Source organism: Collinsella sp. CLA-AA-H167 (assembly GCF_040095305.1).
GTDB lineage: Bacteria > Actinomycetota > Coriobacteriia > Coriobacteriales > Coriobacteriaceae > Collinsella.
On record NZ_JBBNGA010000007.1, the window covers coordinates 23,406 to 47,575 of the forward strand.

Annotated in this window: 18 protein-coding genes; 14 read left to right on the forward strand and 4 right to left on the reverse strand. The window is 60.9% G+C overall.

The features are described from left to right. Positions 1-20 precede the first annotated feature (20 nt). The 3 genes from AAAT03_RS05790 to ugpC all read left to right on the forward strand — a co-directional run bounded on the left by AAAT03_RS05790 (position 21) and on the right by ugpC (position 2,982). Entirely contained in the window at positions 21-875 is an 855-nt protein-coding gene (locus AAAT03_RS05790; protein ID WP_055252174.1) for a sugar ABC transporter permease, read from the forward strand. Then, positions 875-1,714, forward strand: a complete 840-nt coding sequence (locus AAAT03_RS05795) for a carbohydrate ABC transporter permease (protein WP_117584245.1) — start codon at positions 875-877, stop codon at positions 1,712-1,714. The genes AAAT03_RS05790 and AAAT03_RS05795 overlap by 1 nt, the downstream gene beginning before the upstream one ends. A gap of 68 nt (positions 1,715-1,782) precedes the next feature. Beyond that, positions 1,783-2,982, forward strand: a complete 1,200-nt coding sequence (gene ugpC, locus AAAT03_RS05800; RefSeq protein ID WP_117636044.1) for a sn-glycerol-3-phosphate ABC transporter ATP-binding protein UgpC — start codon at positions 1,783-1,785, stop codon at positions 2,980-2,982. 455 nt (positions 2,983-3,437) lie between these two features. On the opposite strand, the gene glgP is transcribed toward ugpC, so the two are convergent. The 3 genes from glgP to galE all read right to left on the reverse strand — a co-directional run bounded on the left by glgP (position 3,438) and on the right by galE (position 8,622). Next, positions 3,438-5,705, reverse strand: a complete 2,268-nt coding sequence (gene glgP, locus AAAT03_RS05805) for a glycogen/starch/alpha-glucan family phosphorylase (protein WP_271728952.1) — start codon at positions 5,703-5,705, stop codon at positions 3,438-3,440. A gap of 128 nt (positions 5,706-5,833) precedes the next feature. Next, entirely contained in the window at positions 5,834-7,351 is a 1,518-nt protein-coding gene (gene malQ / locus AAAT03_RS05810; protein WP_253057195.1) for a 4-alpha-glucanotransferase, read from the reverse strand. Between the two features lie 209 nt (positions 7,352-7,560). Further along, the gene (gene galE, locus AAAT03_RS05815) at positions 7,561-8,622 is read right to left on the reverse strand and encodes a UDP-glucose 4-epimerase GalE (RefSeq protein ID WP_117736891.1); all 1,062 of its coding nucleotides are present in this window, start codon (positions 8,620-8,622) and stop codon (positions 7,561-7,563) included. Between the two features lie 266 nt (positions 8,623-8,888). Here galE and AAAT03_RS05820 point away from each other — a divergent pair, with 266 nt between their 5' ends. Continuing rightward, positions 8,889-10,094: a hypothetical protein gene (locus AAAT03_RS05820; RefSeq protein ID WP_117564857.1), complete on the forward strand. Its 1,206-nt coding sequence runs from the start codon at positions 8,889-8,891 to the stop codon at positions 10,092-10,094. A gap of 482 nt (positions 10,095-10,576) precedes the next feature. After that, positions 10,577-10,942 (forward strand): hypothetical protein, encoded by a 366-nt coding sequence (locus AAAT03_RS05825; RefSeq protein WP_147350683.1) that lies wholly within the window; start codon positions 10,577-10,579, stop codon positions 10,940-10,942. 71 nt (positions 10,943-11,013) lie between these two features. Here AAAT03_RS05825 and murB read toward each other — a convergent pair whose 3' ends face one another. Further along, complete coding sequence (gene murB / locus AAAT03_RS05830) at positions 11,014-11,973, reverse strand: UDP-N-acetylmuramate dehydrogenase (protein WP_349102826.1); 960 nt, start codon at positions 11,971-11,973, stop codon at positions 11,014-11,016. 183 nt (positions 11,974-12,156) lie between these two features. Between murB and AAAT03_RS05835 the strand changes: the two genes are divergently transcribed. From AAAT03_RS05835 to AAAT03_RS05875, 9 genes are all read left to right on the forward strand, one after another. Further along, positions 12,157-13,185 (forward strand): LacI family DNA-binding transcriptional regulator, encoded by a 1,029-nt coding sequence (locus tag AAAT03_RS05835; protein ID WP_349102827.1) that lies wholly within the window; start codon positions 12,157-12,159, stop codon positions 13,183-13,185. Between the two features lie 204 nt (positions 13,186-13,389). Further along, positions 13,390-15,918, forward strand: coding sequence for a phosphoketolase family protein (locus AAAT03_RS05840; RefSeq protein ID WP_349102828.1), 2,529 nt, complete (start codon positions 13,390-13,392; stop codon positions 15,916-15,918). 322 nt (positions 15,919-16,240) lie between these two features. Next, positions 16,241-17,179 carry an AEC family transporter gene (locus tag AAAT03_RS05845; RefSeq protein ID WP_349102829.1) on the forward strand — a complete coding sequence of 313 codons (939 nt, stop codon included), beginning with the start codon at positions 16,241-16,243 and terminating at the stop codon, positions 17,177-17,179. Between the two features lie 540 nt (positions 17,180-17,719). Continuing rightward, positions 17,720-19,435 carry an ATP phosphoribosyltransferase gene (gene hisG / locus AAAT03_RS05850; RefSeq protein ID WP_349102831.1) on the forward strand — a complete coding sequence of 572 codons (1,716 nt, stop codon included), beginning with the start codon at positions 17,720-17,722 and terminating at the stop codon, positions 19,433-19,435. A 105-nt stretch (positions 19,436-19,540) separates the two neighbouring features. Further along, a complete protein-coding gene (hisD, locus tag AAAT03_RS05855; RefSeq protein WP_349102832.1) occupies positions 19,541-20,977 on the forward strand; it encodes a histidinol dehydrogenase in 1,437 nt (478 codons plus the stop codon). A 1-nt stretch (position 20,978) separates the two neighbouring features. Beyond that, entirely contained in the window at positions 20,979-22,094 is a 1,116-nt protein-coding gene (gene hisC / locus AAAT03_RS05860) for a histidinol-phosphate transaminase (RefSeq protein WP_349102833.1), read from the forward strand. After that, positions 22,095-22,682 carry an imidazoleglycerol-phosphate dehydratase HisB gene (gene hisB / locus AAAT03_RS05865; protein ID WP_117757617.1) on the forward strand — a complete coding sequence of 196 codons (588 nt, stop codon included), beginning with the start codon at positions 22,095-22,097 and terminating at the stop codon, positions 22,680-22,682. A 46-nt stretch (positions 22,683-22,728) separates the two neighbouring features. After that, positions 22,729-23,430 carry an imidazole glycerol phosphate synthase subunit HisH gene (locus AAAT03_RS05870; protein ID WP_349102834.1) on the forward strand — a complete coding sequence of 234 codons (702 nt, stop codon included), beginning with the start codon at positions 22,729-22,731 and terminating at the stop codon, positions 23,428-23,430. Continuing rightward, positions 23,427-24,170 carry a HisA/HisF-related TIM barrel protein gene (locus tag AAAT03_RS05875; RefSeq protein ID WP_349102835.1) on the forward strand — a complete coding sequence of 248 codons (744 nt, stop codon included), beginning with the start codon at positions 23,427-23,429 and terminating at the stop codon, positions 24,168-24,170. The genes AAAT03_RS05870 and AAAT03_RS05875 overlap by 4 nt, the downstream gene beginning before the upstream one ends.

A 24,170-nucleotide genomic window follows, 5' to 3' on the forward strand; every position in this document is an offset into this window, starting at 1 on the left:
CATATTGAAAGGACCCTTCTATGGGCAAAGCACTCAAGCGCTGGTGGCCGCTCTTTATGCTGCCCACGTGCCTGGCGTTTATGATCGGGTTCGTGATTCCCTTTATCCAGGGTTTCTATCTCTCGTTCTGCCAGTTTATTACCATCAATAACGCGCACTTTGTCGGTATCGAGAACTACGTGCGCGCGCTGTCCGATCCGCAGTTCTCCACGTCGTTCTTCTTTACCGTGGCGTTTGCCTTCCTGTCGACGGTGCTCATCAACGTGATCGCGCTGGCCATTGCGCAGGCGCTCACTCGCAAGGCGCTCAAGGGCACCAACATCTTCCGTACGATTTTCTTTATGCCTAACCTGATTGGCGGCATTGTACTGGGTTACATTTGGCAGATTCTGATCAACTGCCTGCTCTCCAACGTGGGTGCCCAGCTTATCGCCCTCAACTCCGCCGCTGGCTTCTGGGGCCTTATCATCCTGACCCTGTGGCAACAGGTCGGCTACATGATGATCATCTACATCGCCGGTCTGCAGTCCATTCCGTCTGACTACATCGAGGCCGCCAAGGTCGATGGCGCTACGGCATGGCAGACGTTTTGGAAGGTTAAGATCCCCAACCTGATGCCGACCATCACCATCTGCCTGTTCCTGTCCATCACCAACGGCTTTAAGCTGTTCGACCAGAACCTCGCCCTTACCGGTGGCGCCCCGGCGCACTCCACCGAGATGCTCGCCCTGAACATCTACAACACGTTCTATTCGCGTGCTGGCATCGCATGGCAGGGCATCGGTCAGGCCAAGGCAGTTATCTTCTGCATCCTGGTTGTCGCTATTTCTATGATCCAGCTTAAGGCCACGAGGTCCAAGGAGGTGCAGCAGTAATGAAACGCGATAAGGCTATCAACCGCGCGCTCTCGATCTTCTTTACGATCCTGTCGCTCGCATGGATCTACCCCGTGTTCATGATTGCGCTCAATTCCTTTAAGAAAGCGACCGCAATCAGCACCACCACGGCGTTCGATCTGCTCACGCCCGAGACGTTCAACGGCCTCGCAAACTACGTGCACGCTCTGAACGAGCAGGGCTTTGCCTCGGCGTTTATGTACTCGCTTATCATCACGGTCACGTCGGTCGTGCTGATTCTGGTGTGCTGCTCCATGTGCGCTTGGTACGTGGTGCGCGTCAACAGCAAGATCTCGAACTTCTTCTATTACCTGTTCGTCTTCTCGATGGTCGTACCGTTCCAGATGCTCATGTTCACGCTGTCCAACCTCGCGGACCGCATCGGCTTTAACACGCCGTTTAACATCTGCTTCATCTACCTTGGTTTTGGCGCGGGCCTCGCGGTCTTTATGTTCGCCGGCTTCGTCAAGAACATCCCGCTCGAGATTGAGGAAGCGGCCATGATCGACGGCTGCAACCCGGTCCAAGTGTTCTTTAAGATCGTCCTTCCCATTATGAAGCCCACCTATCTTTCGGTCGGCATCCTTGAGACCATGTGGGTCTGGAACGACTATCTGCTGCCCTACCTTACGCTCGACTCCACCAAGTACAAGACCATTCCTATCTTGATCCAGTACTTCCGTGGCGGCTATGGCCACGTCGAGCTCGGCCCCATGATGGCGTGCATCATGATGGTCGTCATCCCCATCGTCATCATGTACATCTTCTGCCAGAAGTACATCATCGACGGTGTGGTGGCAGGTGCCGTCAAGGGCTGATGCCGTAACTGTTTTGCAAGTTTTGGCGGCGCCTCTCAGCGCGGCGCCGCGTATCGAAAGGTAAAGACATGGCCGAGATCGTTCTCAAACATGTTCAGAAGGTGTATCCCAACAACGAGTCAAAAAAGAAGGGCTTCTTTGGCAAAAAGAAGAAGACCGAGGAGAAGAAGCACAACCTCAAGGTTACCGAGGACGGTGTGCTCGCTGTAGAGGACTTCAACCTCACCGTTCACGACCAGGAGTTCATCGTCCTCGTTGGCCCTTCTGGCTGCGGTAAGTCCACGACGATGCGCATGGTCGCCGGCCTGGAGGACATCACCTCCGGCGATGTGTTCATCGATGGCAAGCGCGTCAACGACGTGGCGCCCAAGGACCGCGACATCGCCATGGTGTTCCAGAGTTATGCTCTGTACCCCAATATGACGGTGTACGAGAACATGGCGTTTACGCTTGAGCTCAAGAAGGTCCCCAAGGACGAGATCGACCGCAAGGTTCGCTCCGCTGCCGAGATCCTGGGTATTACCGAGTACCTCGACCGTAAGCCCAAGGCGCTCTCTGGCGGCCAGCGCCAGCGCGTCGCCATCGGCCGCGCCATCGTGCGTGACCCCAAGGTCTTCCTGATGGACGAGCCGCTGTCCAACCTGGATGCCAAGTTGCGCAACCAGATGCGCGCCGAGCTCATCAAGCTGCGCCACGAGATCAAGGGCACGTTCATCTACGTCACCCACGACCAGACCGAGGCCATGACCCTCGGTGACCGTATCGTGGTCATGAAGGACGGCGTCGTCCAGCAGATCGCCACCCCGCAGGAGGTCTTCAACCATCCCGCGAACATCTTCGTCGCCGGCTTTATCGGCGTGCCGCAGATGAACTTCTTCGATGCCCAGCTGGTGCGCTCGGGCAACGGCTTTACCGTCAAGACCGAGGATATGAACGTGGCGCTCGCCCCCGAGACCTGCGCTCAGCTTGCTCTCAACTGGGACGGCGGCGACGTGAAGGAGATCACGGCCGGCGTGCGTCCCGAGCAGATTCTGCTTGCCGACAAGGACGAGGAGGGCGCGCTCCAGGGTACCGTCGAGGTGACCGAGCTCATGGGTTCGACCGAGCATGTCCACGTGACCGCTCCCGATGGCCAGTTCGTCCTGATCATTCCCGTTGTCGACCTTGAGGCCAAGGGTGCGCTCAAGGCGGGCGACCCCATCTGGTTCAAGTTCGAGAAGAACGCGACCCACCTCTTCGATAAGGTGTCTGGCAAGAACCTTATCTAGGCCCGGTTCATCCAGGCCCTCCCTTTGGGCGACTGCGGTATTGCCATCCTTTTGCCGCGGTCACATATAAGGCTCCCCTCCCGTCCACTGGGCGAGAGGGGAGCCTTTCTTTGTGTTGGGGCTTTCCGTCTGTCAGTTTGTCTTGATCTGTAACAGGTAGGGCCGATTTCGGACGTTAGATGTTACAGATCGAGACGGTTCCGCTGTGCCAACCATTTCATCTAAATCTGTAACACCGAAGGCGAATTTCACCTGCTAGATGTTACAGATTGAGATAAACCCAAGGGGAGGGGCCGGTATGTCTCAATCTGTAACAGCTGGGACCGTTTTGGTTGAGTAGTTGTTATGGATCGAGATTGTTTGGCCGAGTCGGATCACAGGGTAACGTGCGGGCACAAAAAACGGAGCCGCGTTGCCGTGGCTCCGTTTTCAAGAGGATGGGCGATGAAACCGAATTAGCTCAGGTGCCAGATCTCGTCGTTGTACTGGGAGATCGTACGGTCGGACGAGAAGGTGCCGGCGTTGGCGATATTGATGAGCGCCTTGCGCATCCAGGCGTCCTGGTCCTCGTAGTCGGCCAGCACGCGCTCCTTGGTCTGGATGTACTCCTCAATGTCGAGCAGGGCCATAAACCAGTCCTTGCCCTTAATGTCGTCGTGCAGGCGCTGCAGGCGCTCGGCGTTGCCGGTTGCCATAAAGGCCGGGTTGGTGATGAAGTCCACCAGCAGTTTAATTCCGGGCTTGCGGTAGAGCGCACCGGCGTTGTAGGTGCCGTCGGCGTAGAGCTGCTCGACCTGTTTGGACGAGGCACCAAAGGTATAGATGTTCTCGTCGCCCACGAGCTCGGCAATCTCCACGTTGGCACCGTCGAGCGTGCACAGGGTTAGGGCGCCGTTGAGCATGAACTTCATGTTGGAGGTGCCGCTCGCCTCCTTGGAGGCCAGGCTGATCTGCTCGGAGATGTCGGCGGCGGGGATCACGCGCTCGGCGGCGGTGACGTTGTAGTTCTCGATCATGACAACCTGCAGGTAGGGAGCCACGTCGGGGTCGTTTGCAATCCACTGCGACAGCGTCAAGATCAGATGGATGATGTCCTGCGCGATAGTGTAGGCAGGGGCCGCCTTGCCGCCAAAGATGATGGTGACGGGGTGCTTAGGCTTATTGCCGTTCTTGATGTCGAGATACTTCCAGATTATGTAGAGCGCGAGCATCTGCTGGCGCTTGTACTCGTGGATACGCTTGACCTGAACATCGATGATGGCGTTGGATGGGATCGTCACGCCCTGTTCGAGCGCCATGAACTGGCGCATGATGGCCTTGGCCTCGGTCTTGGTGGCGGCCAGGCGCTCAAGAACATTCTTGTCGTCGGCGAACTTGGCGAGTTTGCTCAGATCGCCGGTGCTGCGCCAGTCGGTGCCGATCACATCGTCGAGCAGGCTGGCGAGCGCGGGGTTGGCCCCATGGATCCAGCGGCGGAAGGTGATGCCGTTGGTCTTGTTGGAGAACTTCTCGGGATAGATCTCGTAGAACGGATGAAGCTCGGTGTCCTCCAGAATCTTGGTGTGGAGGGCGGCTACACCGTTGATGGAGAAGCCAAAGTGGATGTCCATGTGGGCCATGTGGACGGTGTCGTGCTCGTCAATGATGGCGACGCGCGGGTCATCGTGCTCGGCTTTCGCGATCTCATCGAGCTTGACGATAATGTCGGCGATGGCAGGGGAGACCTTCTGCAGGCTGACGAGCGGCCACTTCTCGAGCGCCTCGGCAAGAATCGTGTGGTTAGTGTAGGCGACCATGGAGCGTACGATGGTCACGGCCTCGTCAAACTCGATGCCATGCTCGGTGGTGAGCAAGCGAATGAGCTCGGGGATGACCATGGTGGGGTGCGTGTCGTTAATTTGGACCACGGCGTAGTCGGCCAGATCGTGCAGGTTGCTGCCGCGCTCGATGGCCTCGTCGATCAGGAGCTGGGCGGCGTTGCTCACCATGAAGTATTCCTGGTAGATGCGAAGCAGGCGGCCCTGCTCGTCGGAATCGTCGGGGTAGAGGAACAAGGTGAGGTTCTTGGCGATCTCTGTCTTGTCGAAGTCGATGGAGCTGCCGGGGACCAGGCCGTCGTCGACGCTCGCCAGGTCGAACAGGCGCAGACGGTTCTTGGTGGGCTGGCCGTAACCGGGCACGTCGATGTTGACGAGCTTGGAGGTAACGGCAAAATCGCCGAACTCGACGGTGTAGGAGCGGTCGTCGTCGACTAGGATGTCCTGCTCACCGAGCCACTCGTCGGGGACGGCCTTCTGCTGGTTGTCCACAAAGCGCTGACGGAACAGGCCGTAGTGATAGTTGAGGCCCACGCCATCGCCGGTCAAGCCCAGCGTGGCGATGGAATCCAGGAAGCATGCGGCCAGGCGGCCCAGGCCGCCGTTGCCGAGCGACGGCTCGACCTCGAACTCCTCGATCTTGTTGAGGTCGTGGCCTGCGGCGGTGAGCTGGTCCTTAACCTCGTCGTAGATGCCGAGGTCGATCATGTTGTTGATGAGCAGCTTGCCGATCAAAAATTCGGCGGAAATGTAATAGAGCTTTTTCTTGCCGTTGTTGAGCGGGCAGGCGGCGGAGCGCTCCTGCACGAGTTTGACCAGCAGCTTGTAAATGCGACGGTCGTCGAGCTGCTCGAGCGAGGTGCCAAAAGACTGCTCGGCGAGTTCCATGAGGTTAATTTGGGGCATGTTTCCTCCTGTAATGGGTTGATTACATGTCTGCAATTCATAAGAATCCCGCGCGAGGGGATTGGGGTGGCCTCGCGCGGGTAAGCAAGCGCGTCCGCACGGTGGGGAGGGGTCGGGCGCGGTAGCTCCTATTGAGGAAGCTCGATTTCGGCTTCCGACGGGATGCGGAAGTAGGTCTCGGTCCAGTCGGTGAGTTTGTGCTCGAGCTCGCGGGTGATGGCGCCGTCGAGCATGCGCCAGGTCCAGTTGCCGCCCAGCGTGGCAGGGGTGTTGATGCGCGCCTCGTTGCCCAAGTTGAGCAGGTCCTGCATGGTGTAGATGCACGTGTCGCTCACGCTGGCTGCGATGGTTCGGTTGAGCGCGTCGGCGATGGGTTCGCCGGCCTGCTGATGGGTGTACAGGGCTGTCTGCTCGCGCTGACGCGGGGTAGCCGTTCCTTCAAACCAGCCGCGTGCCGTCTCGTTGTCGTGAGTGCCCACGTAGGCGACGGTGTTGGCAATGTAGTTGTGCGGCAGGTAGTACGAGTTGGTGCCCTCAAAGGCAAACTGCAGGATCTTCATGCCGGGGAAGCCCGAGTTGTCGCGCATATCGATGACGCCGGGGGTGAGGAAGCCCAGGTCCTCGGCGATGATGGGCAGCGTGCCGAGCTTTTCCTCGAGCGTCTTGAAGAGCTTGAGGCCGGGACCCTGCGTCCACGAACCGTAGGACGAATCAGGCGAGGAGAACGGCACCTCCCAATAGGCCTCGAAGCCGCGGAAGTGATCCAGGCGGATGACGTCGTACATGTCGAGGGCGGCGCGAATGCGGCCCTCCCACCAGGAGAAGCCGTCGGCCTCCATGGCGTCCCAGTCGTAGATGGGGTTGCCCCAGTACTGGCCGGTGGCCGAGAACTGGTCGGGCGGCGTGCCGGCGACGCTCACGGGATTGCCGGCGGCGTCGATCTTAAAGAGCTCAGGTGTCGCCCACATCTCGACGGAGTCACGCGAGACATAGATGGGCAGGTCGCCGATGATGAGAATGTCGCGCTCGTTGGCATAGGCCTTGAGGCGGCTCCACTGGCGATCGAAGAAGTACTGCGTCATCTGGTGGTAGAGCATACGCGCCGGATGGTCGGTGCAGACCTTGGCGGAAGCCTCGCCGCGGGTGCGGAGCTCCGCGGGCCACTCCCAAAACGCCTTGAGACCGCACTCCTCTTTGACGGTCATGAACTCACAGTAGGGGATGAGCCAGTCCTCGTTGGCCTGGATAAAGTCATCGAAATCGGCCGGCTTGTCGGCAGCAAAGCGCTCGGCGGCGCGGTCGAGAATCTGACGGCGGCCGCCAAAGATGGCACCGTAGTCGACATTGCTGGGGTCGGATCCCAGATACACGCCATCGATATCGCGCTGCTCCAGATACCCTGCCTCGATAAGCTCGGCAAAGTCGATAAAGTTGGGGTTGCCTGCGCGGGCCGAGAACGACTGATAAGGCGAATCGCCATAGCTGGTCGTCGTAAGGGGCAGAATCTGCCAGTAATGTTGTTTGCACGAGGCGAGAAAATCGACGAAGTCGTAGGCATTCCAGCCAAAGCCGCCGATTCCGTATGGTCCGGGCAGAGATGAGACGGGCATGAGGACGCCGCTTGCACGCTCCATGAATGCGCTCACCAACCTTCTTGTTGTGGGGTCGGCCTGCCGATGGGTGTGCAGTCCGCCTCCGATGTTCTGATTCGATACGCCTATTGTAAAACATGTTGTTTAAACATGTACAGGCAAGATAAAAAAGTTGGTCGATTTTCGGCGAATGGCTACATGCCATGAAAAAAGCCCTGACCTCACAACGTGAGATCGGGGCAAGAACGGTATGTAGGTTTTTGCTACTCGGCGTCGGCGAAGCCGTTGGGGTTGTGGCTCTGCCAGTTCCAGCTATCGCGGCACATGTCCGCGATGTCGTACTGGGCCTTCCAGCCCATCATGCGCTCGGCCTTTGAGGCATCGCACCAGTTGGCAGCGATGTCGCCGGCGCGGCGCTCGCGGATCACGTAGGGCAGCTCCTTGCCACAAGCCTTGGAGAAGGCGGCGACGACCTCGAGTACCGAGGTGCCGGTGCCGGTGCCCAGGTTAAAGATCTCGACGCCGGTTTTGCCGTTCATCCAGTTAAGGGCGGCAACGTGACCAGAGGCCAGATCGCACACGTGGATGTAGTCGCGCACGCCGGTGCCGTCGGGGGTGGGGTAGTCGTTGCCAAAGACCTGAACGGCCTCGAGCTTGCCCACGGCGACCTGGGCGACATAGGGCACCAGGTTGTTGGGGATGCCCTTGGGGTCCTCGCCGATCAGGCCCGACGGATGAGCACCGATGGGGTTGAAGTAACGGAGCAGCACGACGTCCCACTCGGGGTCGGCGGTGTGGACGTCCATAAGGATCTGCTCGATCATCCACTTGGTCCAGCCATAGGGGTTGGTTGCGGGCTTCTTGGGGTCTTCCTCGGTGACGGGCGGGTTGTCCGGGTCGCCGTAGACGGTCGAGGAGCTCGAGAAGATGATGGACTTGCAGCCATGGTTGCGCATGACGTCGATGAGCACCAGGGTGTTCTCGATGTTGTTGTGGTAGTACTCGACGGGCTTGCTCACCGACTCGCCGACGGCCTTAAAGCCGGCAAAGTGGATGACACGGTCGATCTGATGGGTATCGAAGATCTTGTTCATCGCATCGCGGTCGAGCACGTTGGCCTTGTAGAAGGTGAGGTTCTTGGCGGCTTCGTCGCCCACGATGGTCTTGACGCGGTCGACGGCGACGGCGCTGGAGTTGGAGAGATCATCGACGATGACGACCTGGTAGCCACCCTCGAGCAGCTGAACGACGGTGTGCGAGCCGATAAAACCGGCGCCACCGGTAACGAGGACGCAGGTGTCTTTGGGGTCGAGTGCTTTGGACATGTAGTCTCCTATCGAATCAGGAACACTTCTAGAGGGGAGTATAGCGCAGGCGGGGACGCCCAAATGGTGCACTGTAGGAAAAGCAGAGGATTATGTTAACGTACTCATATAAGAGCTTGCTCAATTGTTACCTCAAATTTGACAATTGCTTACGAGCCGCCGACCTTGTAGTTTCCTGCCGTTCGTGGAAATCGTTGGGACGCGCCATATGTACGCTAATATGTATGAGTTGAGCGACATATAAATAAGCATGTAACGGAGTACATATGTCACCAAACAGCGATTCCATCCTTTCCCAGGAGCTCTCGCGCCGCACTGCCCTTAAGGCCCTGTTCGGCGCCGCTTCTGCGGCAGTTCTTTTTGGCCTGCCCACTCGCGCCCATGCGGCGGAGGCTTCCAAAGAAACCACCGATAAATTGAATGCCGCCCAGGCCCAACTCGACGAGGTTCAGGCCCAGCTCGACAGCATCGCAAATGAGTATGCGGCGCTGGCCAACAAGAATGCCCAGACCCTCAACGACATCGAGAATGTCCAGGGCAAGATTGACGACACGCAGGCCCAGATCGATGAAAAGAAGGCCGAGCTCAAGAAGAAGCGCAACGACCTTTCCGATCGCGTGGCCGCCAGCTACAAGTCCGGCGGTACGAACATCCTGTCGCTGCTGCTGGCCTCTGGCTCGTTTGAGGAACTCGTCGCCAACGCGCATTACGTTGAGAAGATCAACAAGAGCGACCGCGATGCCATCGAGGATATCCAGACGATTCAGGCTGAGCTCGACGCGCAGAAGACCGAGCTCGAAGCACAAAAGGCCAACCTGGAGAAACTCAAGGACCAGCAGACGGCTCAGATGCAGGATATGCAGGCCAAGCAGCAAGAAGTCCAGACCGTGCTGAACGGTCTTTCCGACGACGTCAAGGAGCTCATGGCTCAGCGCGATTCCGAGATTCTCGCTGCCGCCCAGGCCGAGGAGGCCGCTAGGAAGGCCGCCGCTGCCGCGGCCGCCGCGAACAAGAACAATTCCTACTCGGGTGGTTCGAGCTCGGGCGGTGGATCGTATGCGCCCGGAACTCCGCAGCAGAATGCCGGCTCGGGCAAGCAGCAGGCCGTCGTCAACGCGTGCTACTCCACGCCTTCGCCGGGTCAGAACTGGTGCGCGGCGTGGGTTACCAATGTCTTCCGCAATGCCGGCGTGGGCTATTTTGGCGGCAACGCGTGTGACATGTTCAACGCCTGGTGCTATAGCTCCGACCGCTCGGCGCTGCAGGTGGGCATGATCGTGGCCGACTCCTCGCATAGCGGCACGGGTGCTCCGGGCCTTATTTACGGTCATGTGGGTATCTACGTTGGCGGCGGCATCGTTATGAGCAATGAGGGAGCCATTACATCGAAGTCGCTCGATTCGTTTATTAGCTTCTATGGCACTGGCTCTGGCGTGCGTTGGGGCTGGCTTGGCGGTATTGCGCTGTCGTAACTGCGGCTTGAAGCTGGTTGGTCCGGGACTGCGGGCGAGGCATAAGGTTGCCTGCTCTACAGTCCTGCGCAAGACGAAGGCCACATTAAGTGGCCTTCTTTGCGTGCGGAACTCGCGACCAACCTTATGCCTCGCCCGCAGTCCCGGACCTTCCGGGTTCAAAGCGCGATACACCGGACTGGTTGTCTGATATAAAGATGGCGAAGGCCCCTTTCGGGGCCTTCTTTTTAAATAAAATTATCGACTCCGTGGACTTCGGTTTTGGAATTTGGAGCCGACGGCTCATCAAAGTGGAAAATGAAATATAACCTAGCTGCAATAATCGCCTTGTTGCGAACTCGAACTGATCATGTAGATCTAAAATAGTCGCAATATACAATTGTCGTGTGGTGCGTTGGGTTGGAGCTGCTGCGGGTCCTATATGGATTGCGGTCTTGCGCCCCGATGTTCAAACAGGTTTCTCTCTAGACGGGAAGTTGCTCATGGACACCATATATGACGGAGACGACTGGGTCGATCATTATAGTTGGCGACTAGTCGGCTCGGATGACAATGGGGATGTGGTGTTTGATGGACTATGTCCAAAGCATCTCCATCCTTTTGTCTCGTCGTTAATTGAGAGTTCCGCTCGTGTTGCCCCCTACAGCTCGGCGTCGCTTCATGATACGGACGTTTTGAAGACCATAAAGGAATCAATTGACGAGGGCACGATGAGTAGCTTGCTGTTTTCTCGGCTTGTGGGGCTAGATGAGATTGGCTCGAAACGACTGCTTGCGGGCGAAAAGGTGGAACTCACTTATCGGTCGATGATTTCAATCCTGCGGATGGCCGATGTTCTTCGCAAATAAATGAAAACGGGACAAGTGAGCTACATCACTTGTCCCGTTATTAATTAAAGTGGACCGCGGCGAGCGGGCTATTAAAATTCGCCTACTCGGTGGACTTCGGGTTCTAGGTCTACGTCGAACTGCTCTTTGACTTTGGCTTGGATGTCGCGGATGAGTTCGTCGACGTCGGCGGCGGTGGCGTGGTCGGCGTTGACGATGAAGCCGCAGTGTTTTTCGCTCACCTGGGCGCCGCCGACGGCGTGGCCGCGCAAGCCGGCATCCATGATGAGCTTGCCGGCAAAGTAGCCCTCGGGGCGCTTGAAGGTGGAGCCGGCGCTCGGCATGTCGAGCGGCTGCTTGTCCTCGCGGCGCTGGCGGTAGTCGTCCATGTCGGCCTTGATCATCGCGGTGTTGCCCGGGGCGAGATTGAAAGTGGCCGAAAGCACGATGAAGCCGTCGTCGGCGATGCGGCTCTTGCGATAGCCCAGGTTAAGCTCGTCGACATCGAACTCGATGATGCTGCCGCTACCGCGGGTGCCGTCGTCGAGCATGCGGGCGGGCTTGTAGACGCGCACAGACTCCAGCACATCGGCCATGCAGGCACCGTAGGCACCGGCGTTCATGTAGCAGGCGCCGCCGACCGATCCGGGGATACCCGAGATGGGCTCCATGCCGGTGAGACCGGCCTCGGCTGCTGCCGCGGCGACATCGGAAAGCAAGGCGCCGGCTGCTGCCGTGACGTGCGTGCCGTTGACCGTAATGTCGGAGAGGCCCTCGCCCAACGCCACGACGACGCCGCGGATGCCCTTGTCGCCGACGAGTAGGTCGGAGCCGTTGCCCACGATGGTGAGGGGCAGATCGCAGCGATAACAGGTATCGAGCGTGGCGACGAGGCCCTGTTCGGTATCGGGCGTGACAAAGATGTCGGCCGGGCCGCCGATCTTAAACGTGGTGTGCTCGCGCATGGGCTCGCTCATCAGCACGTTGTCCTCGCCGGCAACGCCAGCAAGCGCACACAGCAGGTCCTCGTTAAAAAAGTCGTTCTCGTGCATACGAATATCCGCCTTTTGGTGGTCGTTGTCATCAATCGATTGCAATATACCCCACCCGGGCGGATTTGGTGCGCTGGCGGCGATAAAACAGCCGTCCACCGGATTGGTAAAGTGTTTATCAACGAGGTAGAGGGGCGGTCGCTATACTTTCAAGAGATTGCGCGTAAACCAGGAAGGAGCGAGATGGCCAACAAAGTCACCCTCAAGCAGATTGCCCAGGAGGTGGGGCTTTCCCCCTCGTCGGTCTCGCTTGTTCTCAATAATCGGCCCTGTCGCATCTCGGAAGAAAACCGCAAGCTCATCAAGGAGGTCGCGGCGCGCAACCACTATGTTCCTAACCAGATCGCGCGTAGCCTGGTCATGCGCGAGTCACGCACGCTGGGCCTTATCGTCCCCAATATCGAGAGCCGCTTTTTTGCCTCGCTTGCCGGCAGCTTGGAAAAGCGTTGCCGCGAGGACGGTTACGCGCTCTTTATTACCAGCTCGGGTGGAAGTGCCGATGACGATCTGGAGCTCCTGCGCCAGCTGGTGACGCGCGGCGTCGACGGCGTCTTTCTGGTGGTGGGTGACGAGTTCTCCGACGACCGCGCCCTGCGCGAAGAGGTCAGCCATCTGCCTATCCCTGCCGTGATGGTCGACCGTGCCATTGAGGGACTCGAGTGCGACAAGGTGATGTTCGACCATGAGATGGGTGGCTACATGGCTACCCGCTATCTGATCGGGCAGGGCCACCGTCGCATTGCCTGCTTGGTTAACGCGCGCCGTTCCAATACGGGCCGCAAACGACTTGCCGGCTACGAGCGTGCGCTGCGCGAGGTTGGCCTGCCGATCGACGCGCGTTTGGAGTTTGAGAGCGAGTACTACATTTCGAGCGCATACGAGGCTTCGGAGGCGGTGCTCGCAACCGACGCCACCGCCGTGTTCGCAAGCTCGGATAACATTGCCCTCGGTCTGCTCAAGCGCCTGCACGAGATGGGGAAGAGCATTCCGGGCGATATCTCGGTGGTGAGCTATGACAACTCGGCGGCCGACGTTCTCTTTGAGCCGGCGCTGACCGCCATTGAGCAGGATCCTGGTGTCCTTGCGGAGCATGCTTTTGCCTGCATGTCCAAGCGTCTTGCCGGTAGGGGCGGTAGACGTGCCGAAGAGGTCGTGCTGGAGCCGGCGCTTATCGTTAAGGACAGCGTGCTCGAGCTTACTAAACACAACTAAACACGTTTATCAATTTGCAGAAACCGAATGTGGAGCAGCTGTGACAGACAATGCCGCAGGTGAATGTCACGTTTTGCCAATCGATGGGATTGATAAGGATGGTAAAACGTTTTTTCACCATGATAAAACGTTTTAGCAAATATACTAGTCCCAACGAAAGGTTGCCGTATCGGAGGGTGACCACGCAGCGAAGGGACACAAACAATGGCTAAAACACTGGGGACGCCGTGGCAAAAGCTGGGCCACGAGGTGCCGGCTTCCGAGCTCGAGGGCGTCGACCTGTATTGGCGCGCATCGAACTATCTGTCCGTCGGCCAGATCTACCTTCGCTCTAACCCGCTGATGCGCACTGACTTTGTCGACGAGAAAACCGGTGAGGTGCGCGACTTTGGTCGCCCGGACGTTAAGCACCGCTTGGTCGGTCACTGGGGTACCACGCCCGGCATCAACTTCCTGTTCGGTCACGTCAATCGACTGATCGCCGACCACAACCAGAATGCTATCTTCTTGATGGGCCCTGGTCACGGTGGCCCCGCCGGTACTGCTCAGTCGCTGCTCGACGGCACCTACCGCGAGATTCGCCCCGACATCACCAATGACGAGGCAGGCCTGCAGAAGTTCTTCCGCCAGTTCTCTTATCCCGGCGGCATCCCGAGCCACTTTGCGCCCGAGACGCCCGGTTCCATCCACGAGGGCGGCGAGCTCGGCTACACGCTCAGCCACGCTTACGGTGCCGTCATGGACAACCCGAGCCTGTTGGCCGTGGCCGTGGTGGGCGACGGCGAGTCCGAGACCGGCCCGCTCGCGACCTCTTGGCAATCCAACAAGCTCGTGAACCCGGCAACCGACGGTATCGTTTTGCCGATCCTGCACCTCAACGGCTACAAGATCGCCAACCCCACCATCCTTGCCCGCGTGTCCGATGAGGAGCTCACCAAGTTCTTTGAGGGCATGGGCTATAAGCCGCACTTCTTTGTCGCCGGCTTTGACGACGAGAGCCACGCAAGCATTCATGCGCGTTTCGCTGCCCTGTTTGAGCAGGTCTTCGATGAGATTTGTGACATCAAGGCCACCGCGCAGGCCCAGGCCGCCTCAGGCGAGACCGTGGTCCGCCCGGCCTACCCCATGATTGTGTTCCGCACGCCCAAGGGCTGGACCTGCCCCAAGCAGATCGACGGCAAGAAGACCGAGGACTCCTGGCGCGCGCATCAGGTGCCGCTGGCGAGTGCCAAGGACACCCACGAGCACTTCCGCGTGCTGCGCGAGTGGCTGCGTTCCTACAAGCCCGAGGAGCTCTTTACGCCCGAGGGCCAGGTGCGCCCCGAGGTGACGGCCTTTATGCCGACCGGCGAGCTGCGCATCGGCGCCAACCCCAACGCGAACGGCGGTAAGGTGCGTCGCGAGCTCGAGCTGCCCGATATTCATGCCCACGAGGTCCCCGTCGACACTAATGGTCATGGCTGGGGCTCTACCGAGGCCGCCCGCGTCTTTGGTGAGTACACTGCCGACGTTCTGGCCAAGAACATGGATGACTTCCGCATCTTCGGTCCCGACGAGACCGCGTCCAACCGCCTGCAGGCTGCCTACAAGGTGACCAAGAAGCAGTGGGACGCCGGCTTCTACGAGGACGAGGCCAACGACGAGCTGCTGGCAGGCTCCGGTAAGGTCGTCGAGCAGCTGTCCGAGCACCAATGCGAGGGCTTCCTCGAGGCCTACGTGCTCACTGGCCGTTCCGGCGTGTGGAGCTCCTACGAGAGCTTTGTCCATGTGGTCGACTCCATGGTCAACCAGCACTGCAAGTGGCTCGAGGCTACCAAGCGCGAGATTCCGTGGCGTGCTCCCATTAGCGGCCTTAACATTTTGCTGTCGAGCCATGTCTGGCGCCAGGACCACAACGGATTCTCGCACCAGGACCCCGGCTTTATTGACCTGCTGCTCAACAAGGCCAACGACACACACATCGTAAACGCCTACTATCCGGCCGACGCCAACATGGCCCTTGCCGTTGCCGAGCGCGTCTACCAGTCCACCGACTGCGTCAACGCCATCTTCTGCGGCAAGCAGCCTGCTCCGACCTTCCAGACGGTCGACGAGGCCAAGGCGGAGCTCGCCGAGGGCGTTGCGACCTGGGAGTGGGCATCGACCGCCGATTCGCTCGCCGAGGCCGATGTCGTGGTCGCCACCTGCGGCGACGTGCCGACGCTCGAGGCTCTGGCTGCAACCGACATGCTGCGCGAGCTGGGCATCAAGGTATGGTTCGTCAACGTGGTCGATCTGCTCAAGATCCAGAACGTCTGCGAGAACGACCAGGCTCTCAGTGACGAGCGCTGGGCTGAGCTGTTCGGCTGCGGCGATAAGCCTGTCCTCTTCGCGTTCCACGCTTATGCCGGCACGATTCGCCGTCTGATTTGGAACCGCCCCGGCCACGATGCCTTCCGCGTCCACGGCTACGAGGAGAAAGGCTCCACGACAACGCCGTTCGACATGCTGCGCCTGAACAACATGGACCGCTGGGCACTGGCCGCCGACGTGCTGCGCATGGTCGACGCCGATAAGTTTGCCGAGCAGATTGATAAGTGGGAGGCATTCCGCACCGAGGCCTTCGAGTTCGCGTGCGATGAGGGCTACGATCACCCGGCCTTCACCGACTGGGTCTGGCCCGACGCCGCGGCCGCAACCGCTGCCGACGGCGCGCTTTCCGCAACGCAAATGACCGCAGGCGACAACGAGTAGATAGGCATCCGGGACGGTCTCGCGCTGGGGCCGCCTCCGGGCTGGTGCCCTTCCTCGGAGAAGTGGGCTTCGCGAACTTTTCCGAGGAAGGGCACCAGCCCGGAGGCGGCCCTCTCGACCGTTTCGATATGCGGGGGCTGATTATTTTTTTATGTAATGGGGACACGGCTGCTACTTCCCTGAAAACCGTGCATCTAACTTTGGTCAGCCAAGATTACATTGCCGGGGCCGGGGCGCCTGCTTTGTTTTGAGAAGTTCGCGAAGCCCACTTCTCAAAACAAAGCAGGCGCCCCGGCCCTCGTGGAATAGATAAGGGGGAAGCATGAGCTTTACGAGTGTGGCGCTTCAGATGTTGACGGTTTCGCTGCCTATTTTGTTGGGGTGGTGTATCGCCAAGCTGGGGTTTATGAAAGCGGAGTTCGAGCGCGAGCTGTCGCATCTGCTGTTGCAGGTGGCGCTACCGTGCTTGGTGCTTTCGTCAGCGCTGGGCGATGATGTGAAGCTTCCGAGCATTGCCGAGACGTTTTCGCTCATGGGTCTGTCCTTTGTGATGTATGTGGTGGCGACCGTTATCGCGTTTGCTGTCACCGCTGCTCTTCGCGTTCCCAAAGGGACAGAATGCTCGTATCGCTTCGCCGTGCTTTTCGGTAATGCCGGGTTTATCGGTTTTCCGGTTATTTCGGCGGTGTTGGGAAAACAAGCGCTGTTGTATGCATCGATTGCGCTTATCCCCCTAAACCTTCTTATGTTTACCGTCGGTGCCATGTTATTTAGCGGAATGGATGGAGGCCTTAAAAAGCAGATGCGCAATATTGCCGCCTGCTGCAAGAGTCCTGGTCTCATTGCAAGTGCTGTTGTGCTTGGGATCGTGCTAACCGGATGGACCGATTGGGGCGTGTTGGGCGACTCGATTTCCATCGTTGGCACCATGACCACTCCGGCGGCATTGTTGCTCATGGGGTCGTCTATCGCCAAGTACCGTCCGCTCGAGATGCTCACCAACTGGCGTGCGTATGTCGCCGTGACATTTCGCCTGGTTGTCGTGCCGATAGCGTGTCTTGCCGTGGCTCGCATGTGGCCGGGCATGACGCCCATGTTTATCGCGACGCTTGTGCTCGAGATGGCAATGCCGGTGGGCAGCAACGGTACGCTGTACTGCCTACAATACGGCAAGGATGCACGCCCCATGATGCAGTGCACGTTTTTGTCGATCATCTGCTCCATTTTGACCATCCCACTCGTAGCCACACTGTGCGGGTAGGCATTCGGGACGGTCTCGCGCTGGGGCCTTGCCCGGCTGGGCGGCCTTGCTCCGGGAAGTGGGCTTCGCGAACTTCCCGGAGCAAGGCCGCCCAGCCGGGCAAGGCCCTCTCGACCGTTTCGATCTGCGGGGGCTGATATTTTTTTAATGTAATGGTGACTTTGCTGTTGCGGCCTTGGGGCTGCGCATCTTCCTTTGGTCAGCAAAAATTACATTGCCGGGGCCGGGGAGGCGTGCTTTGTTTTGAGAAGTTCGCGGAGCCCACTTCTCAAAACAAAGCACGCCTCCCCGGCCCTCGTCTGTAAACTCTTCCGCTGAGCGAGCGGGAGCTCGGACGTTTTTTCGGATGGACTGTCGATGCCCTTCGCTGTAGAGGCGGGCCGCGGGCAATCCGTTCCAATGTTTCCAAATGAATACGCTGTGAGCCGTGAGAGACGATTCTCCCCGCAAGCACTCTAGTATGCTAAAGTACCCAGAAGACCGGCGGAGCTACGCCGGTCTTCTGTTCTATATGAAACACAGCATGAGGAGGCTCACCAGATGACGGCCACACCGTGGGGATTCCGGGACATATTGCCCGAGGAGGCTCAGGCGCGCGAGGAGATTGCGCTGACGGTGAAGGGCTGCTTCAGGGAGCATTATTACCTGCCGGTCGAGACGCCGCTGCTCGAGGACAAGGGTTCGCTCGAGGAAGGCGGGCGCATTGCAGACACGCCGTTTAAGCTCTTTGACGACGATGGTCGTCTGCTGGTGGTTCGTCCTGATAACACACTGCCGATCGTGCGTCTGGTTTCGACCCGCATGCGCGCTGCCGACCTGCCCCTGCGCCTTCGCTACGAGGCGCCGGTGGTTCGTGAGTGTCAGCGAAATGCCGGTGGTTCGCGCCAGTTTACACAGCTGGGCTTTGAGCTTATCGGTGCGGGCGATACTGCGGGCGATGTCGAGATCGTCTCGCTCGTGGCCGAGGCCGTGCGTAAGCTGGTACTGCTCGATGCGCGCATTATCGCAGGTAGCGTGCGTCCGTTTAAGGAACTGCTCGCGGCGTGCGAGGATCGCGAGCTGGCCGCCGAGGCCCTGCGCTGCGTGCACGCCAACGACTTTGTGGGCCTCGATGCCCGCGTGGCGGCAAGCACCGAGTCCGATGCCGTCAAGGCCGCCATTAGCGAGCTGCCGCGCTTGCACGGCGGCGCCGAGGTGCTCGACCGCGTCGATGCGTTGCTGGCGGCGGCGGGCATTGTCGCGCCGCTGACGCGCGAGCTGCGTGCCCTGGTTGAGGGCCTGGCACCCGAGGACGCCCAGGTGCTGTCGTTTGACTTCTCTATCATGAACTCTTTCGATTACTACACGGGCCTGGTCTTTAAGGCCTATGCCGGCGAACTGCCCGATCCGGTCGGTTCGGGCGGACGCTATGATTCCATTTTTACCGGCGCATTTGGCGACGGCATCGAAGTGCCGGCGGCGGGCTTCGCCTTTTCGCTCGAGCGCCTGGAGGCCGCGCGCACCTCGGCCGAGGATGCCGCTTCCGACGGCGATCACGCCGCGGGCCGTGGCGCCGAGGGCCCGCTGCGCATCGCCGTGCCCAAGGGCTCGCTTAAGGCCGACACGCTCGACGTGCTCGAGGCCGCGGGCCTGGACGTCTCTGAGCTGCGTGACCCCGGCCGTCACCTGATCGTGCGCGGCCGCGACACGCGTGCCGGCGAGGGCGCGGTCGGCGATATCGAGTTTGTCATCGTGCGTCCCAGCGATGCGCCTGCCTTTGTGGGCTGCGGTGGTGCCGATTGCGGCATCTGCGGTTGGGACTCGCTCATCGAGGCAGACCTCAACCTGCTGCAGCTGGTCGACCTGGGCTATGGTCTGTGCACCTTTATCGAGGCGGAGCCCGCGTGGCGCGCTGGCCAGGCCGAGCGCAACTATGCCCGTCGCGGGTCGCTTCGCGTGGCCACCAAGTACCCGCGCATCGCGAGTGCCTGGTATGCCGAGCGCGGCGTGAACGCCGATATCGTTTCGCTGCACGGTAACATCGAGCTGGGCCCCATCGTCGGCATGACCGATCGCATCGTGGACATCACCGCCACGGGCGCCACGCTGCGCGACAACGACCTGGTCATCACCGGCCGCATCATGGACTGCACGGCCCGCTTCTTTGTCAATCCGGGTGCTGCGCGCCTGGATCCGCGCGTACGCAATCTGGCCGATCGCCTGGCGGCTGCCGTGAAGGACAAGCATTTTGAGCCCGTCGCGGGCTCGGCACAATAGCGCGAGCGCGCACGGGCGCCCCAACGTACGGGCTGCGGGCCGATTGGCGCCGCCGCCCGGCCTCTCGTTTTTCGAACACAACCTCGACCGATAGGGGATACCGATATGAAGACCATCAAGCTTGCTCCCGGTGAGCGCCTCGTTACCAATCAGCTCAACCGCAAGGGCGTGCTGCCGCAAAACATCGTCGACGCCGCCCGCGATATCGTGGCCAACGTGCGTGCCAACGGGGATGCCGCGGTGCGCGATTACTGTCAGCGTTTTGACGACGTTGAGCTGCAGAGCTTCCGCTTGCCGCAGGAGCAGATCGATGCCGCGCTCGAAGGCCTCGACCCGGCCTTTGTCGCCGCGCTTGAGAAGGCCGCGCGCCAGATTCGCGAGTTCCACCAGCGCGAGGTCGAGCAGAGCTGGTTTACCACGCGTGTGGACGGCACGATGCTCGGCGTTAAGGTGACCCCGCTCGCGGCGGCCGGCATCTATGTACCGGGCGGCCGCGCGCAATATCCCTCCACCGTGCTCATGAACGCCATTCCCGCCAAGGTCGCCGGCGTCAAGCGCGTGGTTATGGTGACCCCGCCGCAAAAAGACGGCCTGATCAGTCCCTACACGCTCGCCGCGGCAAAGCTCGGCGGTGTGGACGAGATCTATATGGTGGGCGGCGCTCAGGCCGTGGCCGCACTTGCGTATGGTACCGAGACCATTCCGCGCGTCGACAAAATCACCGGACCGGGCAACGCCTTTGTTGCCGCGGCCAAGCAGATCATCTCGGGTGACGTGGGAATCGACATGGTCGCTGGCCCCTCCGAGGTTTGCGTGCTGGCCGACGTCACGGCCAAGCCCATGGTAGTCGCGGCCGACCTGATGGCCCAGGCCGAGCACGATCCGCTGGCGGCCTGCTATCTGGTGACCTGCGACGAGCAGTTTGCGCGTGAGGTCGAGGCGGGTATCGACGTTCTGGTGGCGCAGTCGCCACGCGCCGAAATCACGCGTGCCTCGCTCGACAACGAAGGCACCATCGTGGTGGCCGCCGACATGGCTGCCGCCGTCGAGGCAGTGAACACCGTGGCGCCTGAGCACCTTGAGCTGCACTGCAAGGATGCGATGGGCCTGCTTGGCGGCATTCGCAACGCCGGCGCCATCTTTGTGGGCGCTTGGAGCTCCGAGCCGCTCGGCGATTATGTTGCCGGCCCCAACCACACGCTGCCGACCGGCGGCACGGCCATGTTCTCCAACCCGCTTTCGGTCGAAGAGTTCGTTAAGCGCTCGAGTGTCATTTGCTATACGCCCGAAGGCCTGCTCTCTGATGCTCCCGCTACGCAGCGCCTGGCCGAGGCCGAGGGCCTGTGGGCGCACGCGCTCTCTGCCGCCCTGCGTCGTCGCGTGCTGGAGCAGGGCGAGGATGCCGTGAGCGTCGGGTCACTGGCCGCGGCCGACCTGACCAAGGTCGCCTGGCCGGGCGACGCTGTGGCGACGGTCGCCGAGGGTGTGGACCTGGCGGCTGCAGGCTCGGATGGCGCTGGCGCGACCGGCGGGGAGGCCTAACATGGCCGAACTCACGCCGCGCATGAAGGAGCTCGTCCAGCCCTACTTGGCCGGCATCGAGCCCTACGATCCTAACTTTACGCCCACGCGCATCAACCTTTCGGCCAACGAGAACACCTATCCCGTGCCGGCCGGCGTGCGCGAGGCGATCGACGCGGCTTTGGCTGCCACGCCGCTCAACCGCTACCCCGATCCCATGTCCAACGAGCTGCGCGATGAGCTTGCTGCCTGGCATGGCGTGGCGCGTGAGAATATTTGCGTGGGAAACGGCGGCGATGAGCTGCTCTATAACTACCTGCTGGCGTTTGGCGGCGCGGGGCGGACCCTGCTCAACTGCCCGCCGTGCTTTAGCGAGTACGCGTTCTTTGCATCGCTCTGTCAGACCGAGGTGCGCGACGTGTGGCGCGACCCGGCGAGCTTTGAGCTCGACCAGGCAGCCGTGCTTGCCGCGGCGCCGGAGTGCAGCCTGGCCATCGTGACTTCGCCCAACAACCCCACGGGCGACGTGGCACCGCTCGACTTTGTCGCGGCCCTGTGCGATGCGTGCCCCGGCATGGTCATGGTCGACGAGGCCTACGTTGAGTTTGCGGACGATTCGTTTGGCGCGGCTACCACGGCGCAGGGGCTTATCGCCGAGCATCCCAACCTGGTGATTCTGCATACGCTGTCCAAGGCGTTTGGCGCTGCCGGCACGCGTCTGGGCTATGTGATCGCGGCGCCCGAGGTCATCGATGTGTTTGCGGCGATTCGCCAGATCTATTCGGTCAATGTGCTGAGCCAGGCCGCCGCGCTTGCCTGCGTGCGTGCCCGCGATGCGTACGCGCCCGTGGTGGCACAGGTTGCATCCGAGCGCGAGCGCGAACTGTGTGCCCTGCGCGCAATGGCTGCCGAGGGTCTGCCCGTGGAGGCGTGGCCGAGCGCGGCGAACTTTGTGCTCGTGCGCACGCCGCATGCCACGCGCGTGCGCGAGCGTCTGCGCGACGAGTATTCGATTTTGGTGCGCGACTTTAGCTACGCGCCGGGGCTCGCGGACTGCCTACGCATTACCGTGGGTACCCCGCAGGAAAACGACGAGATGCTGGCTGCGTTTGCCGCGCTGGTGAAGGAGGAGATGTAGATGGACCGCTATGCCGAGGTAACCCGCAAGACGGGCGAGACCGACATTGTCGTAAAGCTCGACTTGGACGGAAGCGGCGTGTGCGATATCTCGACCGGCGTGCCGTTTTTCGACCACATGCTCAACGCTTTTGGCCGCCATGGTCTGTTCGATCTGACGGTGCACGCGGTGGGCGACGTGGAGGTCGATGCGCACCACACCGTCGAGGACACGGGTATTGTGCTGGGCGAGGCGTTTTGCCAGGCGCTGGGCGACAAGGCGGGCATTACGCGCTTTGCCGACGCGGCGATCGCCATGGACGAGACGCTTGTGATGGCTGCTGTTGATATTTCGGGCCGCGGGCAGGCTTACTGCGAGCTGCCCGTGCCGACCGAGCGCGTGGGCAGCTTCGATACCGAGCTGGCCGTCGAGTTCTTCTACGCCTTTGCGCGCGACGCCAAGCTCACGCTGCACGTGCGCGAGCTGGCGGGCGGCAACTCGCATCACATTATCGAGGCCGCCTTTAAGGCCGTGGGCCGCACGATGCGCCGCGCCTGCGAGCTCGATCCCCGCGTGCAGGGCATCCCCAGCACCAAGGGATCGCTGTAACCTGCCAAAAAAGGGACAGGTTTTGAATGGGGAAAAGGAGGGTCGCGTGGGCGAACCGAAGGTCGTGGTGGTCGACTACCACAAGGGCAACTTGTCGAGCGTTGCGCGCGGGCTTGCGCGCGCCGGTGCCGCCGCCTGCACATCGGACGATCCGGAGCAGATCCGCAATGCCGACGGCCTGGTCATCCCGGGCGTGGGCGCGTTCTATGACGCGATTGCCTTTATGCGCCAGAGCGGCGAGGCGGACGCGGTGCTCGATGCCGTCGCCGCCGGAACTCCACTGCTCGGTATCTGTCTGGGCCTTCAGCTATTTTTTGAGCGCGGCAACGAGGGCGTGCCTGCGGACGAGGGCGCGGACGCGGACGACGATGCCTCCGAGCGGGTCGGCGGCCCCTGGGTCGATGGCCTGGGTATTATGCGTGGCTCGTGCACGCGCTTGGAATCGAGTCGCCTGAAGGTGCCGCATGTGGGCTGGGACCAGGTACACATGACGCCCACCGGTGCGGCCGATCCGCTGCTCGCCGGTTTTACCGAGGGCGCCAATATGTACTTCACCCACAGCTACGCGGTGGCCGACGACGCCGATGCCGCCGATGTGCTGGCGCGCACGCACTATACGCGGAGCTTCCCATGCATCGTGCGCCATGGCAACGTGTGGGGCTGCCAGTTCCATCCCGAGAAATCCTCCGCGCTGGGTCAGCGCATCCTTAAGAATTTCGTCAACATCGTCGAGGAGGCCGGCCGATGATCCTGTTTCCCGCAATCGATCTGATTGGCGGCAAGGTCGTGCGCCTGGAGCGCGGTGACCGCAGCCGCTGCAAGGTATATTCCGACGACCCCGTGGCAGTCGCCCGCTCATTTGCCGAGCAGGGTGCGAGCTGGGTGCACGTCGTCGACCTGTCTGCTGCCTTTGGCGAGGACGAGGACACGTGCGCTGCCAACTCGGCGGCGATTAAGGGCATCTGCGGCATCGACGGTCTGTCTGTGGACGTGGGCGGCGGTGTCCGCTCGCTTGCACGCATCGACGAGCTGGCCGGCTACGGCGCGCGTCGCATCGCACTGGGCACGGTGCTCGTGACCGAGCCGGGTTTTGCCGAGGTGGCGGCCCAAGGCTTTGGTGAGTTGCTGGTGGCAGACATCGCCGCGCGCGACGGTCAGGTCAAGGTGAACGGCTGGCGTGATGGCGCGGGCGTGTCACTCGACGATGCCGTGGCACAGCTCACCGAGCTGGGCTTCAAGCACCTGGTGTACACCGACATCGCGCGCGACGGCATGCAGACGGGCATCGACGTGGCGACGTATCGCCACGTGGCCGAGGTCGCGGGCTTTCCCGTCGTGGCGTCGGGCGGCATCTCGACGCTCGACGACATCCGCGCACTGGCCGCGGTGGGTGAGGACGCGATTGAGGGCGCCATTACCGGTCGCGCGCTCTACGAGGGCAACTTTACGTTGGCCCAGGCACTGGACGCCGTCCGAGGGGAGGAGTAG